Genomic DNA, 14400 nt, shown 5'->3' on the forward strand with positions numbered 1-14400 from the left:
GCGGCCTCGGCATCAGGAATGCTTATCGTGCCACAGGAAATGTAGCTGGGCTTATCCCCCTCCTGCAGCCACCCTGCATGCCCCTTCCGTGGATTTCCCCAATGCAGCCAGCTGCCGCCCTCGCCGGATTTCTCGCCGGTGCCGGTCTCATCATCGCCATCGGCGCCCAGAACGCCTTCGTGCTCCGCCAAGGCCTGAAACAGCAGCACGTCGCGCTGGTGGTCGCGGTCTGCGCGGCCGGCGACATCGTGCTGATCCTGCTGGGGGTGGCCGGCATCGGCGCAGCCGTGGCGCGTTTCCCGTTGCTGCTCGAGGTCCTGCGCTTCGGTGGTGCCGCCTTTCTCGCAGTCTATGGCCTGATGGCGGCGCGCCGGGCCTGGACTGGCGGTGGCGGGCTCGATGCAGCGGCTGACATGCAGGTGGGCTGGCCGCGCACGCTGCTGGTCTGTCTGGCATTCACCTTTCTCAATCCGCACGTCTACCTGGACACGATGGTGCTGCTCGGCAGCCTCTCCACCCTCTATCCGGGCGACGCCCGCTGGCTGTTCGCGGCAGGCGCGTGCCTGGCCAGCGTGTCGTGGTTCACCCTGCTCGGCGTCGGGGCGCGCTGGCTGCAACCGTGGTTCGCGCATGCCAGGGGGTGGCGCTGGCTGGACGCGGGCATCGCGGTGTTCATGCTGACGCTGAGCGTGCTGTTGCTGCTCAGGCCCCTGCAGTAACGCTTACACCGGGGTATGCAGCTCCATGGCCCGCATCACGATGGGTTTGGCCCAGTCCGGGGTCTGCAGCAACTCGATCGCCGAGGCCGGATAGTGCAGCCCGTTGCGATCCAGCTGCAGCACCGGCAGCGGTTCGGCGCCGTCGGCGTCGGCCGGGGCGCTGTTGTCGTAGACATGCAGTTCCGCCAGGTGCGGCAACAGGGCCAGCAGGTTCTCGCGGGAGGAGTCGTAGCGGGCGCGGATATTGTCGGCGGGAATATCGTGCCCACCGCGACTGACCCGCGCGGCGACGCGTTCCATGTGCAGCTCCACGCTGTGCAGGCCACAGAACCAGATCGCCACGTCGTGCTGTTCGCACGCCTCACGCAGCAGACGCGGGATGGTGTTGCCGCCCAGCGTGGTTTCGAACGCGAAGTCGGTGCCCTCGTCGATCGCCTGCCGCAGCCGGCGCGCGCCTTCATTCCAGGCCGCAGCGTTGGCCTCGCCCAACGACCACCCCGTCTCCACCAGGCGGCGGGTGAACGTATCCGGGTTGAACCAGGTCAGGCCTTCTTCTTCCAGCCACATGCCCAGCAGGGAACTCTTGCCGGCGCCATTGACGCCGGCCAGTACCAGAATGCGCCCCATCGGTCAGAGGGGGCTGCCGAGGGCGACCTTGCGGCCACGGCGGATCGGCTGACCCAGCACCTTGCCCAGCCCGCCATCGCGGCCCAGGCTGGCCAGCGTGGTATCGAACGCGGCGCGCAGGCGTTCCAGCTCGCCCAGCCGCTCATCGGCGTCGCCACCGGCGGCCTTGGCCAGCAGCTCCTGGTAGGTCTTGATGTCCACGATCACCGCTTCGGGGTGATTGTGGTTGGTGATCACCAGGGCCTGTTTCTCGCGGACGGTCCGCATCAGGCTGGGCCAGCCGCGGGTTTTCACCGACGACGCCGTGGCCTTTTCAAGGCCGGGCAGATCCAGTGGCAGGGTCATGGCACGCTCCAGGACGGGATGGCTCTACTATACCCCTTCTGGCCAAATTGGACATAAATCCCATTTTGGCCAGAAGGGCGCCCGGCAGCCGGTCAGCGGGACATCGAATACGGCTGTTCCGCGCCCTGCCCCGGCCAGGCCTTGTTCGGCTCGGCCTGGAGGGTGAAGCGCAGCTCGCCACCGGCCAGGATTTCCTCGTGGCGCAGGAAGGTGCGCTGCAGCGGCTGGCCATTGAGCGTCACCGAGCCGACGTAGTCGTGGCCCTTGCCCAGCCCATCGGTGACGATGGTGAAGGTCTTGCCGTTGGGCAGGTGCAGCGCCGCCTTGGGCAGGAACGGGCGGCCGATGATGTACTCGCCACTGCCCGGTGCGACCGGGTAGAAGCCCAGCGCGGTGAACACGTACCACGCCGACATCTGGCCCAGGTCGTCATTGCCGGCCAGGCCGTCGGGGCGGTCGGCGTACTGGGTGTCCATGATCTGTTTCAGGCGGGCCTGGGTGCGCCAGGGCTGGCCGGCGTGGGCATACAGGTAGGCCACGTGGTGGCTGGGCTCGTTGCCGTGCGCGTACCAGCCGATCAGGCCGGTGATGTCTTCCATATGCTCGAAGATCGCGGGGTCGACCTTGGCCTCGAACACCTGGTCCAGACGGGCCAGCAGCGCGTCGCTGCCCCCGTGCGCGGCGGCCAGGCCGGCTACGTCGTGCGGCACATACCAGGAGTACTGCCAGGCGTTGCCTTCGGTGTAATCCGTGCCGTAGCCGCTGGCGCTCGGGTCGAACGGCGTGCGGAAGCTGCCATCGCGCTTGCGCGCCCGCATGAAACCGGTGTCCTTGTCATAGGCATTGCGCCAGTTCGTGGCGCGCTTCTCGAACTCACCGGCAACCTTGGTGTTGCCCATCGCCTTGGCCATGCGCGCGATGGTCCAGTCGTCGAACGCATATTCCAGCGTCTTGCTGGCGGCCTCGCCTTCTTCATCGATCGGCACCCAGCCCAGCTCGCGGTACTGCGCGATGCCGTCGTACGGGCCGTAGTTCGCGGTGGCCACCATCGCCGCCAGCGCCTTGTTCTCATCGAACCCGCGGATGCCCTTGAGGTAGGCATCGGCGATCACCGGCACGGCGTGGTAGCCGATCATGCACCAGGTTTCCTGGCCGTGGAACGCCCATACCGGCAGCATCCCGTAGGCGCTGTTGTGCTGGTGCGCGAGCAGCGAATTGATGAAATCGCTGTTGCGCTTCTCCGGCTGCACCAGGGTCAGCAGCGGATGCAGGGCGCGGTAGGTGTCCCACAGCGAGAACGTCGAGTAGTTGGTATAGCCCTCGGCGCGGTGCACGGCATTGTCCGCGCCGCGGTACTGGCCATCGCTGTCCATGAACACGGTCGGCCCGAGCAGGCTGTGGTACAGCGCGGTGTAGGCGCTGCGACGGTCGTGCTCGGGGCCGTCGATATCCAGCACCGACAGCGCCTGCGTCCACTGCGTTTTTGCCTCGGCACGGACACGGTCGAAATCGAAGCCCGGCACTTCACTCTCCAGGTTGGCGATCGCACCGGCCTCGCTGACCGACGAAATCGCCACCGTCACCACCAGCGGTGTGTCCAGTTTGCCGAAATCGAAGGTGCCGACCAGCTGGCGTCCTTCAATCTGTGCACGCTGGGCCGGGCTCTGGTGTCCCGGCGGCGGGAAGCCCTTGTAGGCGATGTCGGTCTCGGTGTTGTGGAATGCGTGACCGGTCAGCGGCCGCGAGAAGCGCATCGCGAAATACAGTTGCCGGCCCGGTGCCCAGCCGCGGGTCTCGCGGAAGCCGGTGATGGTGCCGTCCTCGCGGGCGCGCAGGCGTGACCACATGATCTTGCCCGGGTAGTCGTAGAGGCTGGTGCGCAGGTCCAGCAGCACGCGCGCGGGCTGGTTGGCTGGATAGGTATAGCGGTGTACGCCGACGCGGGTGCTGGTGGTCAGCTCGGCGCGCACCTTCGGATCATCCAGGGTGACGGCGTAGTAGCCCGGCTCGGCGCGCTCGTCGTCGTGGCGGAAGCGCGAGGTGTAGCCGCTGCCGGGTTTGTCCGGATCGCCACGCTCGAGGCTGGCATCGGTGCGCACCGGCATCAGCAGCACATCGCCCAGATCGGAATGGCCGCTGCCGGAGAAGTGCGTGTGCGAGAAGCCGACGATGCTGGTGTCGTCGTGCCGGTAGCCCGCCGCCCAGCCATACGCCTTCTCGCGTGGCTGGATGCGGGTGTCCGGACTGAGCTGCACCATGCCGAACGGAACGGTCGCGCCGGGATAGGTATGCCCCTCCCCGGCCGTGCCGATGAACGGATCGACCGCCGCATAGGCGCGTTCGCCGAGCTTCGCCGGTGCCGCCGTGGCCGTGCCGGCCACCAACATCGCCCCTACCGCGAGCCCCAACCACCGCACCGTCCCCGTTTTTGTCATGGCGTTGAATTTAGATCGATTCAGGTGAGGTTGATCCTAGCACTGGCCGATCGGGCTGACATGTTGCGGTGCGGGTGTTGGCGACGCCGGGCCGTTCGCCCGGCGCCACTGGTGGCCGCTGATGACGGACGCGGACCGGGCTTACGCGGGCCGCGCATCTTCCGGCACGGCCGCCACCGGCAGCGTCGGCTGGGTCGCATCCACCGTGACCGGGTCGTCGCTGCGCATCAGCGCACGGGCTTCGGCTTCGCTGGCCACCGCCGGCGGCGAACCACGCAGCGGCATTCCGGCCGTCTCACGCACGAACAGCATGGTGATCACGCCGATCACCGCCGCGCCCATCAGGTAGTAAGCCGGCACCAGCGGATCGCCGGTGCGCTCCACCAGCCAGGCGGTCACCAACGGCGTGGTGCCACCGAACAGCGAAACCGAGACATTGAAGGCGATCGACAGCGCGCTGTAGCGCACCGGCGTATAGAACAGCGCCGGCAGCGTGGACGGCATCGAGCTGGTGAAGCACACCAGCGCCACGCCGAGCAGCATCAGCCCGAGGAAGATAAGCCAGTCATTGCCACTGCCAACCAGCTTCAGGCACGGGATCGCCAGCAGGAACAACGCGATGCAGGCACCGATGATCATCGGGCGGCGGCCCAGGCGATCGCTGAACAACCCGCCCAGCACATTGAGCGGCATCATCACCAGCATCACGATGATGATCAGCAGCAGGCCCTTGCTCTCGGCGTAGCCCATCGTGACGCTGAGATAGCTGGGCATGTAGGTGAGCAGCATGTAATCGGTCACGTTGAACACGAGCACCAGGCCGACGCAGATCAGCAGCTGCGCCCAATGCACGCGGAACAATGCGCCCAGGCCGGGACGTTCGTGGTCGCGCTTTTCGGCTTCTTCGGCATAGGCGCGGAAGGCCGGGGTTTCTTCCAGCTTCATGCGCATGTACAGGCCGAGCAGGCCCAGCGGGCCGGCCACGAGGAACGGAATGCGCCAGCCCCAGTCCAGCATCTGGGTGCCGCTCAGGGCCATGTGCAGCGCGGTGACGGTGCCGGCACCGGCGATGTAGCCGCCCAGCGTGCCGAACTCCAGCCAGCTGCCCATCAGGCCGCGGTTGCGGTCGGTCGAATACTCCGCAATGAAGGTGGCCGCGCCGCCGTACTCACCGCCGGTGGAGAAGCCCTGCACGATGCGGGCGAGCAGCAGCAGTGCCGGCGCCCATATCCCGATGCGGTCATAGGAGGGGATCAGGCCGATACTGAAGGTGCCGGCGGCCATCAGGATCATGGTGAAGGCCAGCACTTTCTGGCGGCCGTACTTGTCACCCAGCGGCCCGAATACCAGGCCGCCCAGCGGGCGCACCAGGAAGGCGACGGTGAAGGTCGCAAAGGTCGCGATCAACTGCGCGGTCGGACTGCTGTCGGGGAAGAACACCTGGCCGAGGGTCACGGCGAGGTAACCGTAGACACCGAAATCGAACCATTCCATCGCGTTGCCGAGCGCGGCGGCACCGACGGCCTTCTTCAACATCGGACGGTCAACGACGGTGACTTCGTCGACGTGCATCTGGCGGCGGCGTTTGAACCAGCCGAAATGGGCATGTGCGGCATGCAGGTCCTGCATCTGCTTTCTCCTGGAAGCAGGCCATCGCGGCGCCCGAGGTCCCGCGCACGGCACAGGAAATACCGCCTCTGATGACACAGCGCGATGCGCGACGAGGGGTTGCAACAGACGATCCCGGACGGCCGCGTGGACTCAGCGACGCTGCGGGATGGATGACCAGGAAGCGGGCAATGGCCCGGGGTGATCAAGCGGGCCATGTTACTACAAATGGCGCTCTCGATCCTCCCACCCTGCCTGCGAACGGCGTGGAACAGCGTGTTTCAAGCTGTTTCAATGCATGCAATGACTTACGGATCGCGCTCCAGTGCATCGATCAAGGGCGCAAGATCTTCCCTCTCCTGCGGCCGTACCGCCCGCGCGATTTCCTGGCCGTCCCGCAGCAGGATCACGGTCGGCCACAGCTTCACCGCGAAGGAGCGGCCGAGTGGCCGCCCCTTCCCGTCTTCCACCTTCAGATGCGTGGTCTCGTAGCCACCGAGGAACTTCTGCAGCAGCGGTTGCGCGGCGCTGCAGTGGCCACACCAGCCCGTGCCGAATTCCAGCAGCACCCAGCCGCTTCCCGCATCGAGCTCGGCGCGGGCGATGTCGGCAGGGCTGTACTCACGAACGAAGGCCATGGGCGGTGTTCTCAGGACAGAGCGCGCTGGATGTCCTCCAGCGGCGCGTTGGTGAAGTCCTTGGCCAGATCCTTGATCAGGCGCTCCTGGGTTTCCTTGTGCAGCAGCGGACGGATGCGGCCCAGGGTCTGCGGATCGGCGATCAGGATCAGGTGTGCGTAGCGGTTCTTCAGCGCATCTTCGTTCAACTGCGCGGCCACCTGCTTGGCGAAGGTCGCTTCGTTGAGCTGGGAGATGCTCATCTCCTGCGGCACCGAGCCAGACGGCCCCTGCCCGGACGCGCCGGCATCGCTGACGGCCTGCAGTTGCAGTTCCCCCTCCTGCTTGAGTTGCAGCTTGTGCGCGGTGCCGACGTTGGTGAACACGCGGGCCGAGCCGCCATCGGCTACAACGACCAGGGTACCTTCGGGAATCTGCTGACTCATCATCTACTCCTTATGGGGAAAACCGAGCGCGGCTGCACTCGGGTTCCACCGTAGGGAACGGCATGTAAGCACCGTGCATACGGATGTATGCACAGCGTATGCAGGCCCTGTGCGCCCTACTCCCGCGGGGATGTCGGCAGCGGCATCTGCAGGTGCCTGGCGAAGAAACGCGCCATCACCCGGTAGGCCTGCTGGCTTTCCGGCAAGCGCGCGTCCAGGTGGAAGGCGTGGCCCAGCCCGTCCCAGACGTGCAGGTCCGACGCGCGGCCGAGGTCCACCAGCCGGGAATGGGTGTAGACGACGTTGCTCAGCTCGGCTGCGCGGGTCGCGGTAATGAACAGCGTGGGCGGAAACCGGGCCAACACCGCATCGGAAAACACCGGCGACACCAGCGGATCGCGGAAATCGACCTTGCCGTAGTACAGATCTTCCATGATCGGCAGCGTGCCATCGGCATGCGGCAGCAGGGCGTCGGTCACCGCCGCGGCCACATAGCGCGAGTCGCCGCCGTAACGGGCATCGCCGCCGGCGCAGAACAACCCCGCCGCGGCCGGCATCGGCAGTTTCTCCTTGTCGAACCACGCCAGCGATTCGCCGGTCAGCACGCCGCCGGCCGAGCAGCCGAACAGGCCGATGTGCTGCGCGGGCATTTTCTCCAACGCGGCGCGATATACCGCCGCGACATCCTCGCTGGCGGCCGGGAAGTGGTGCTCGGGCCCCTGTCGATACTCCACCGCTACCACCGTGGCACCGGTCATTGACGCCACCGGGATCGCCTCGAGCAGGCCGAGGCTGTCGGCACGTCCAAAGACGAAAGCACCGCCATGCAGCTCGATCAGCAGGCGCCGCTGCGCCGGGTCGGTGGGTGCACTGCGCGGCTCGACCCGCACCACCGGCACGCCGTTCCAGCGCTCGTGGTGCAGCTCCACCGGATAGCGCTGGCGCAGCGCCTGGATTTCTCCGTAGGCCCACGCGTCCGCGCCCTTGCGGATCGCCGCCAGTTCCTTGAGCACGGTGGCGTTGTCCATCTTTGCGACCGGATCACCGTTGACCACCGCGCTGCGCATCGCCGCCTGTGCTTCAGGGCTCAGATAGGGCGAGAGCGGTAAGGCAAATCCGGGGACGTTCCGCACGCCCTCCGTCGCTGAAGGTGCGGGATTGGCCGCCATGACGGTCCCGCTGACGACCAACCACAGCGCCATCGGCGCGATCTTCCCGGTCCACCCCATCTTCCGCACTCCCCTGTGAGATCGGGTCACAGAATAATCGTTGCCTCACCGCAGACGCTATGCAGCCGGGCTGGATCCTATCGACTCATCCGGTTCGCCATGTGCCCCCGGCCAGGGGGCGCATGGCCGAGACTGAACCCGGTTCCCCGGCGACAGGCGGTCATTACGGTGTAAAATTCATCGTTTTAACCGGAACAATGGCCAAAACCGCGCAACGGACGCCTGTCCCGGGCCCGGCCTTCATCCGGCTGCTGGCCCGCCTCGCCGAAAGCAACCTGTCCTCGGCGGGCCCTGCCCTGTCCGACCGGCTCAGCGAGTGGGTGGACTGGACGCGGGCGGTCACCTTGTCCAAGGCGCTCGATGGCCGGCTCCCGCCTGCGGTGGAAGGCCCGGATTTCGACGCCGACGAGGACGCCGAGGTCCAGCGGATCCGCGCGACGCTGGAGGCCAGCATTGTTCAGGAACCTGAGCCTGCCAGACCCCCTCGCCGGGTCGTTGACGGCGGCGGTGCCGAAGCGTCCAGCGACTACACCGTGTTCCGCGAGCGCTACATCACCCTGCAGCGCTCGATGCTCGGTGCCACCAGCCGTCTGCGTGGCCGTCTGCGCGACATGCTGACCCGCACCTCGCCCGAGATGGCCAGGCTCGCCGAAGTCGATGCGCTGATGGAGCAGACCCTGAGTGCGCGCGAGTACAGCCTGCTGGCCAAGGTGCCGGTGCTGCTCGGGGTGCATTTCGAACGCCTGCGCGAGGCCGGCAGCGACGATGCCTGGCGCGAAGTGTTCCGCCGCGACATGCAGAGCCTGCTGCTGGCCGAGCTGGATATCCGTTTTCAACCGATCGAAGGCCTGCTTGCAGCGCTTCGCACCCACTAACCGGGACGTCATGTTCAGAACCAGTCTTCACTACGTTGTTTTCCTGCTTGGCCTTGTGGCGGTGTGCTGGATCGGGGCGGGGTATGCCAGCACCAATCCGGTCGGCTTCGCGGTCGCCCTGCTGATCGCCGTCTGCTACCTCGCCGGTGGCCTCGAGCTGTATCGCTACCGGCAGGCGACCGCCTCGCTTGCGTCGGCCAGCGCCAGTGCGGGCACGGCAGGCGCAGGGCTCGCCGCCTGGCTCGGCCAGCTGCATCCCAGCCTGCGCAACGCGGTGCGGCTGCGCGTGGAAGGCGAACGGGTCGCCCTGCCCGGTCCGGTGCTGACGCCGTACCTGGTCGGCCTGCTGGTGCTGCTGGGCATGCTCGGCACCCTGCTCGGCATGATGGCCACCCTGCGCGGCACCGGCCTGGCACTGGAGAGCGCGACCGACCTGCAGGCCATCCGTGGTTCGCTGGGCGCGCCGGTGGAAGGTCTCGCGGTGGCGTTCGGCACCTCGATCGCCGGTGTCGCCACCTCCGCCATGCTCGGCCTGCTCTCGGCCCTGTGCCGGCGTGAGCGCTTGGAGGCGGTGCAGCGACTGGACGTGGAGATCGCGACCACCCTGCACACGCACTCGCAGTCCTGGCAGCGCAATGAAGCCTTCCGGCTGCTGCAGCAGCAGGCCGAACTCATGCCCACGCTGGTGGATCGGCTGCAGGCCATGACGGCCGCGATCGAGCAGCAGAGCAGCGCCTCGGGCGAGCGGCTGCTGACCAACCAGCAGAACTTCCATGCCAAGGCCGACGAAGAATACGCGCGCCTGACCGCCGCGATCGAGCAGTCACTCAAGGACAGCGTCGCCGAAAGCGCACGCGCGGTTGGCGCGGCCTTGCAACCGGTGATGGACACCACCCTGGCCGGCATCGCCCGCGCCAACGCCGCCATGCACGAGACGGTGACCGAGGCAGTGCAGCGCCAGCTGGCCGGTCTGACCGAAGGTTTCGACGCCAGCCGCGTCGCCACCGCCGCCTCTTGGCAGGCCGCGCTCGACAGCCAGCAGCAGACCAACACCGCATTGACCGCCGACCTGCGCGCCGCGCTGGACGGATTCGCCGCGCAGCACGATCAACGCGCGCTGGGCCTGCTCGACGCGGTCTCCGCGAAGCTGGTCAGCACCGCTGACGGTTGGCAGGCGGCCCAGTCCGCACAGCAGCAGACGAATGAAGCCATGGCGACCGATCTGCGCAGCGCACTGTCCAGCTTCACCGAAACGCACGAGGCCCGGGCCACCGGTCTGATCGACTCGGTCGGCAACCGCATGGACGCCACCACGGCGCAGATCGCCGAGGCATGGCAGCAGGCCCTGGCCCGCCAGGATGCGGCCGCAACGGCACTGAGCGAGCGTCACCAACAGGCGCTGGACGCCGCCGCCGCGACGCTGCAGGCACAGGCGGTGTCACTCGGCGATGCGATGCAGCAGTCCCATGCCCAGCTGCAGGACGCGCTGGAAGCACGCGATCAGCAACGTCTGAGCGCGTGGACCGAGGCCTTCACCGGCATGAGTGCCAGCCTCGGCGAGCGCTGGGAGCAGACCGGCGACAGCGTGGCCCGCCGCCAGCAGGACATCTGCGACACGCTCGCCCGCACCGCCAACGACATCACCCAGCAGGCACAGGCCCACGCCAGCGAGACGATCAGCGAGATCTCGCGCCTGGTCCAAGCGGCTTCGGAAGCGCCCAAGGCCGCGGCCGATGTCGTTGCCGAGCTGCGCAGCAAACTGTCCGACAGCCTGGTCCGCGACACCGCCACGCTGGAAGAACGCAGCCGCCTGCTGGCGACCGTGGAGACCCTGCTGGATGCGGTCAACCACGCCGCCAACGAACAGCGCGTCGCCGTCGATGCACTGGTATCGACCTCGGCCGAGCTGCTGGACCGGGTCGGCACCCGCTTCACCGATCACATCGAAGCCGAGACCGGCAAGCTGGGCAGCGTGGCCGCGCAGGTCACCGGCAGCGCGGTGGAAGTGGCGAGCCTGGCCGATGCGCTCGGCAGCGCCGTGCAGTCCTTCGGGACGGCCAGCGACGGTCTCAACGAGCGGCTGGCCCAGATCGCCGCCTCGCTGGACGGTTCGCTGGCACGCAGTGACGAGCAGCTTGCCTACTATGTTGCCCAGGCGCGCGAGGTCATCGACCTCAGCGTGCTTTCGCAGAAGCAGATCATCGATGAGCTGCAGCAGCTGGCCGGCCGACGCAGCAGCAAGGCCGGAGCCGCCTCGGCATGAGCGACGAGATCGAAGTCGAGGCCGACGGAGGCGCGCCGATCTGGGCCGCCTTCGGCGACCTGATGTCGGTGCTGCTCGGTGCGTTCGTGCTGATCCTGGTCGGCGTGGTCGCGCTGCAGCTGGAGCTGACCAACCGGCTGGATGAAGAGGTCAAGCAGCGCCAGGCCGAAGTGCAGCGCCGGCAGACGCTGGAGCAGGCACTGGCCGGGCCGCTCGCGGCCGGGCGCGTGACGCTGGTGGATGGCCGCATCGGCATCCGCGGCAATGTGCTGTTCGCCTTGAACTCCGACACGCTGCAGCCCGAGGGTGTCGACGTCCTCAAGAGCCTGGCCGGGCCTCTGAAGGGCTACCTGGCCTCGCGCGAGGAAATCCTCATGGTCAGCGGCTTCACCGACGACCAGCAGGTGCGCGATGGCAACTGGCGCTTCGCCGACAACTGGGAGCTCTCCGCCGAGCGTGCGTTGACCGTGACCCGCACGCTGATCGCCGAGGGCGTTCCGTCGGATGCGGTGTTTGCCGCGGCGTTTGGCTCCGAGCAGCCGGTGAGCTCGAACGCCGACGAGGATGGCCGCGCCAGGAACCGCCGCGTCGAAATCGCCCCGATCCCGAAACCCAAGGCGAGCAAGGCCGCGGATGCCCCGTAATCCAGTCGCAACCGCTGAGATTCTCCAGCATTGGCGAGCGGACAAGCTCGACGGGCTGGACCGCACGCGCTTTGCGGTGATCGAGGCTTTGCATGCCCGCGCACAGCTGCATGAAGGTGAGGTGCGGGCGCTGTTGCAACGGAAGCTGGACGCGTTGGTCGCAGGTTACGCTGAGCGGGTTGCCGAGGCGTCGGCATCGCTGACATCCGCGCCGGGCCTGTCATCGGGTCGCACCGGTCTGCAGGCGCTGGTCACGGAATTAACGGGGCAGCACAGTGCTGCGTATCCGGAATTGCCGGTGCTGGGCGAGGTCCGGGCGACGTGGGCCAGGCTTCGCAATGCCAGCCAGCTCAAGCAATCACTGGCCCAGATACCCACCAATGGTGGGCCGTTGAACTCCGGTGTATTGGTCCATCGCGCGCTGACGCTGATGAAAGAGACCTCACCCGGTTACCTGACGCATTTCATGGCGTACCTGGATGCGCTGTCGGGCATGGAGCACCTGCATCAGTGGGGCGTGCTGGTGGCGACGCCGAAAGTGGTGCCGCGGGGGGCGAAGCCGCGGCGGCCGCGTGCGGGCAAGGCGCCGGGCTGATCGAAGCGTCGACAACGCCCTATGTACGTCTACGCCTCCACGCGCGACGGGACAGGATCAGCGCTACTGCGAAGCTCATGGTCGTCGAACCACGCCGCCGTCGCGACGCCAGACAAGCGTCTCCGCGTCGCCGAATGTAACCCGATCCACCTTGTCATCCAGGGGGAGCGCGTAAGTGAAACTGCCCGACATGCCCGCTTTCGCGGGCACCAGCATCACGTTGACTTGAATCGCGTCCGCCTGCCGCACGCTGTCGATTCGCTCAACGGCGAGCGCGCTATGAAGGGCAAGGCCCGACAGCAACAGCTCCCCTGGTCGGCTCTGTTGGGCCTTGAAGAACTGGACGTCCTCCAGCTTCAGTGTCAGCGCATTATCTGCGCCACACGCTGCCAACAACGCTCCTGCACCCAACACGACGTACCTGAGTGCAATCATCTCAAATCACCGTCCCGGAGGAAGTCCTTCGGCTTGACGCCCAGGCGAATCACGTTCCTCAGTATGCCCAGATGGGCATCACCAAAGAGCAACGAAAATCCTACCGTCGTATAGAAGATCAGAAGCGCTGCCGGGACCGGGAGTGCGCGAACGATGCTCCCACAGTCACGGTTCCACGCAAGCAGCACGCCGACACCGACCAGTTCAACCGCGACCACCGCACCGAGCACGCGTCCAACCCACGATGCAGGCAGCTTCACCAGCCCCCTTGATGCAAACTTGAACCTCGAGTACACCATCAGCATCAATACAGCCACATACATCGCCGCCAGTACGCTCGGCGGGTAGGCGTCGAGCGGGCAACTCATGCTAACCAGGTTGCGCGCAAGTACGAAGCAGGCAACAAACGCTGCCGCAGTCGCTGCAAGCTTCAGAGATCGCGCAATGATCAATTCTGCGTACATTGGCATATGTGGCGTTTTTGTCCGTCGAACGATCAACGCTAAGCGGCGCTTTCTTCAGAGCGCCGTGGACCACGTCGAACAAACACGCCAACGCATGCGCCCGCCATGCCACTCAGGACGGACACCACGACGTTCGGCGCGAACCACATGCCGGCAGCCGAAGACAGCACGTCGCTCGTGTCGAATGCAAAATTACTTCGAGCCACTACTGAGATGCCCAGGCAGTACGTGGCCCCGAATACCAATGCCAGCACCAGAAGCAAAGCCCCAAGTTGTCGCCACATGAATTGAAACCCCCGTTCATCCCGTTCTCGCGCCACTCTACGTGGATACGGCTGCCCAGCGATAAACCCCGGACACTGGCCTAGAGCGCTCCTCGCGTGCGGGGAAGGCGGCCAGCTGATCGTCTCCACGCTGGCGCCCGTAAGTCTCATGGATTCAACATCACGCCGCGCTGGCATGCAGGGTCACGCCCAGTGCACGGGTCACTTTGAGGATTGTGGCAAAGTCCGGGCTGCGTTCACCGGACAATGCCCGGTACAAGCTTTCGCGCGACAGACCCGCATCACGCGCGACTTTACTCATGCCCTGCGCGCGCGCGATATCGCCCAGCGCCTTGGCGATGAAAGCCGCATCGCCGTCGCTTTCAATGATGCAAGCATCGAGATACGCCGCCATCTCGTGCGGTGTACGCAGGTGCTCGGCCACATCGAAGGTCTCCAAGCGCGTTTTCTTGTTCATTGCCATGGCATCTTTACTCCGAACCATTCGGGGCTATTGTCTTTCAGTAGAAGTGCCCTACAGGTGACGTACTAGTTCCTGTGCCCTTGCGATGTCACGTTGTTGAGCAGACTTGCTCGATTTATCTCCGCCGACCAGAAGAATCACCACTTCGCCTCCACGCTGTGTGTAATACACGCGGTACCCAGGGCCAACGTCGATCCGAAGCTCCGATACACCACCGGTCAGGTTTCGATGATCGCCTGGATTGCCATCTGCGAGGCGGCGAATCCGGGCAAGGATCCGCATCCGTCCGACCACGTCTTTCAGGTCGTCGATCCAGTCTTTGAATTCCTGGGTGCGTTTCACGTCCACGCG

General features: G+C 66.3%; 16 protein-coding genes. 5 read left to right on the forward strand and 11 right to left on the reverse strand.

The window, feature by feature from the left end:
- Positions 1-101 precede the first annotated feature (101 nt).
- A complete protein-coding gene (locus tag ABE424_RS14660; protein WP_346491162.1) occupies positions 102-719 on the forward strand; it encodes a LysE/ArgO family amino acid transporter in 618 nt (205 codons plus the stop codon).
- Between the two features lie 3 nt (positions 720-722).
- Here ABE424_RS14660 and ABE424_RS14665 read toward each other — a convergent pair whose 3' ends face one another.
- The 7 genes from ABE424_RS14665 to ABE424_RS14695 form a co-directional block, all read right to left on the reverse strand.
- Complete coding sequence (locus ABE424_RS14665) at positions 723-1346, reverse strand: AAA family ATPase (RefSeq protein ID WP_346491161.1); 624 nt, start codon at positions 1344-1346, stop codon at positions 723-725.
- A gap of 3 nt (positions 1347-1349) precedes the next feature.
- A complete protein-coding gene (locus ABE424_RS14670; RefSeq protein WP_179458839.1) occupies positions 1350-1691 on the reverse strand; it encodes a type II toxin-antitoxin system prevent-host-death family antitoxin in 342 nt (113 codons plus the stop codon).
- 92 nt (positions 1692-1783) lie between these two features.
- Positions 1784-4078, reverse strand: coding sequence for a GH92 family glycosyl hydrolase (locus tag ABE424_RS14675; protein WP_346491160.1), 2295 nt, complete (start codon positions 4076-4078; stop codon positions 1784-1786).
- A gap of 189 nt (positions 4079-4267) precedes the next feature.
- Complete coding sequence (gene proP, locus ABE424_RS14680; protein ID WP_346491159.1) at positions 4268-5755, reverse strand: glycine betaine/L-proline transporter ProP; 1488 nt, start codon at positions 5753-5755, stop codon at positions 4268-4270.
- 287 nt (positions 5756-6042) lie between these two features.
- Positions 6043-6372: a thioredoxin family protein gene (locus ABE424_RS14685; RefSeq protein ID WP_346491158.1), complete on the reverse strand. Its 330-nt coding sequence runs from the start codon at positions 6370-6372 to the stop codon at positions 6043-6045.
- A gap of 11 nt (positions 6373-6383) precedes the next feature.
- A complete protein-coding gene (locus ABE424_RS14690; protein WP_346491157.1) occupies positions 6384-6797 on the reverse strand; it encodes a host attachment family protein in 414 nt (137 codons plus the stop codon).
- 116 nt (positions 6798-6913) lie between these two features.
- Complete coding sequence (locus ABE424_RS14695) at positions 6914-8026, reverse strand: alpha/beta hydrolase fold domain-containing protein (RefSeq protein ID WP_346491156.1); 1113 nt, start codon at positions 8024-8026, stop codon at positions 6914-6916.
- 197 nt (positions 8027-8223) lie between these two features.
- Here ABE424_RS14695 and ABE424_RS14700 point away from each other — a divergent pair, with 197 nt between their 5' ends.
- Genes ABE424_RS14700 through ABE424_RS14715 form a run of 4 tightly spaced genes read left to right on the forward strand, consistent with a single transcriptional unit; the run spans position 8224 to position 12403 of the window.
- Positions 8224-8901, forward strand: a complete 678-nt coding sequence (locus tag ABE424_RS14700) for a DUF3348 domain-containing protein (protein ID WP_346491155.1) — start codon at positions 8224-8226, stop codon at positions 8899-8901.
- A 10-nt stretch (positions 8902-8911) separates the two neighbouring features.
- Complete coding sequence (locus tag ABE424_RS14705; RefSeq protein ID WP_346491154.1) at positions 8912-11164, forward strand: DUF802 domain-containing protein; 2253 nt, start codon at positions 8912-8914, stop codon at positions 11162-11164.
- Positions 11161-11808, forward strand: a complete 648-nt coding sequence (locus ABE424_RS14710; protein ID WP_346491153.1) for an OmpA family protein — start codon at positions 11161-11163, stop codon at positions 11806-11808. The genes ABE424_RS14705 and ABE424_RS14710 overlap by 4 nt, the downstream gene beginning before the upstream one ends.
- Positions 11798-12403, forward strand: coding sequence for a DUF2894 domain-containing protein (locus ABE424_RS14715; RefSeq protein WP_346491152.1), 606 nt, complete (start codon positions 11798-11800; stop codon positions 12401-12403). The genes ABE424_RS14710 and ABE424_RS14715 overlap by 11 nt, the downstream gene beginning before the upstream one ends.
- A 75-nt stretch (positions 12404-12478) precedes the next feature.
- On the opposite strand, the gene ABE424_RS14720 is transcribed toward ABE424_RS14715, so the two are convergent.
- The 4 genes from ABE424_RS14720 to ABE424_RS14735 all read right to left on the reverse strand — a co-directional run bounded on the left by ABE424_RS14720 (position 12479) and on the right by ABE424_RS14735 (position 14397).
- On the reverse strand, positions 12479-12838 hold the full coding sequence (locus tag ABE424_RS14720) for a hypothetical protein (protein WP_346491151.1): 360 nt from the start codon (positions 12836-12838) through the stop codon (positions 12479-12481).
- The gene (locus tag ABE424_RS14725; RefSeq protein ID WP_346491150.1) at positions 12835-13302 is read right to left on the reverse strand and encodes a hypothetical protein; all 468 of its coding nucleotides are present in this window, start codon (positions 13300-13302) and stop codon (positions 12835-12837) included. Before ABE424_RS14725 ends, ABE424_RS14720 begins: the two co-directional genes overlap by 4 nt.
- Positions 13303-13746: 444 nt before the next feature.
- The gene (locus tag ABE424_RS14730; protein ID WP_313212182.1) at positions 13747-14049 is read right to left on the reverse strand and encodes an addiction module antidote protein; all 303 of its coding nucleotides are present in this window, start codon (positions 14047-14049) and stop codon (positions 13747-13749) included.
- Between the two features lie 51 nt (positions 14050-14100).
- A complete protein-coding gene (locus ABE424_RS14735) occupies positions 14101-14397 on the reverse strand; it encodes a type II toxin-antitoxin system RelE/ParE family toxin (protein WP_346491149.1) in 297 nt (98 codons plus the stop codon).
- Positions 14398-14400 lie beyond the last annotated feature (3 nt).

Source organism: Stenotrophomonas sp. TWI1149 (genome assembly GCF_039673155.1).
In the GTDB taxonomy this organism is placed as follows: Bacteria; Pseudomonadota; Gammaproteobacteria; order Xanthomonadales; family Xanthomonadaceae; genus Stenotrophomonas; species Stenotrophomonas maltophilia_AA.

What these genes read in the sequence shown, in the direction of transcription:
- ABE424_RS14660 (WP_346491162.1), top strand. Translation starts at nt 102, where the DNA reads ATGCAGCCAGCTGCCGCCCTCGCCGGATTTCTCGCCGGTGCCGGTCTC.
- ABE424_RS14665 (WP_346491161.1), bottom strand. Translation starts at nt 1,346, where the DNA reads ATGGGGCGCATTCTGGTACTGGCCGGCGTCAATGGCGCCGGCAAGAGT.
- ABE424_RS14670 (WP_179458839.1), bottom strand. Translation starts at nt 1,691, where the DNA reads ATGACCCTGCCACTGGATCTGCCCGGCCTTGAAAAGGCCACGGCGTCG.
- ABE424_RS14675 (WP_346491160.1), bottom strand. Translation starts at nt 4,078, where the DNA reads ATGTTGGTGGCCGGCACGGCCACGGCGGCACCGGCGAAGCTCGGCGAA.
- proP (WP_346491159.1), bottom strand. Translation starts at nt 5,755, where the DNA reads ATGCAGGACCTGCATGCCGCACATGCCCATTTCGGCTGGTTCAAACGC.
- ABE424_RS14685 (WP_346491158.1), bottom strand. Translation starts at nt 6,372, where the DNA reads ATGGCCTTCGTTCGTGAGTACAGCCCTGCCGACATCGCCCGCGCCGAG.
- ABE424_RS14690 (WP_346491157.1), bottom strand. Translation starts at nt 6,797, where the DNA reads ATGAGTCAGCAGATTCCCGAAGGTACCCTGGTCGTTGTAGCCGATGGC.
- ABE424_RS14695 (WP_346491156.1), bottom strand. Translation starts at nt 8,026, where the DNA reads ATGGGGTGGACCGGGAAGATCGCGCCGATGGCGCTGTGGTTGGTCGTC.
- ABE424_RS14700 (WP_346491155.1), top strand. Translation starts at nt 8,224, where the DNA reads ATGGCCAAAACCGCGCAACGGACGCCTGTCCCGGGCCCGGCCTTCATC.
- ABE424_RS14705 (WP_346491154.1), top strand. Translation starts at nt 8,912, where the DNA reads ATGTTCAGAACCAGTCTTCACTACGTTGTTTTCCTGCTTGGCCTTGTG.
- ABE424_RS14710 (WP_346491153.1), top strand. Translation starts at nt 11,161, where the DNA reads ATGAGCGACGAGATCGAAGTCGAGGCCGACGGAGGCGCGCCGATCTGG.
- ABE424_RS14715 (WP_346491152.1), top strand. Translation starts at nt 11,798, where the DNA reads ATGCCCCGTAATCCAGTCGCAACCGCTGAGATTCTCCAGCATTGGCGA.
- ABE424_RS14720 (WP_346491151.1), bottom strand. Translation starts at nt 12,838, where the DNA reads ATGATTGCACTCAGGTACGTCGTGTTGGGTGCAGGAGCGTTGTTGGCA.
- ABE424_RS14725 (WP_346491150.1), bottom strand. Translation starts at nt 13,302, where the DNA reads ATGTACGCAGAATTGATCATTGCGCGATCTCTGAAGCTTGCAGCGACT.
- ABE424_RS14730 (WP_313212182.1), bottom strand. Translation starts at nt 14,049, where the DNA reads ATGGCAATGAACAAGAAAACGCGCTTGGAGACCTTCGATGTGGCCGAG.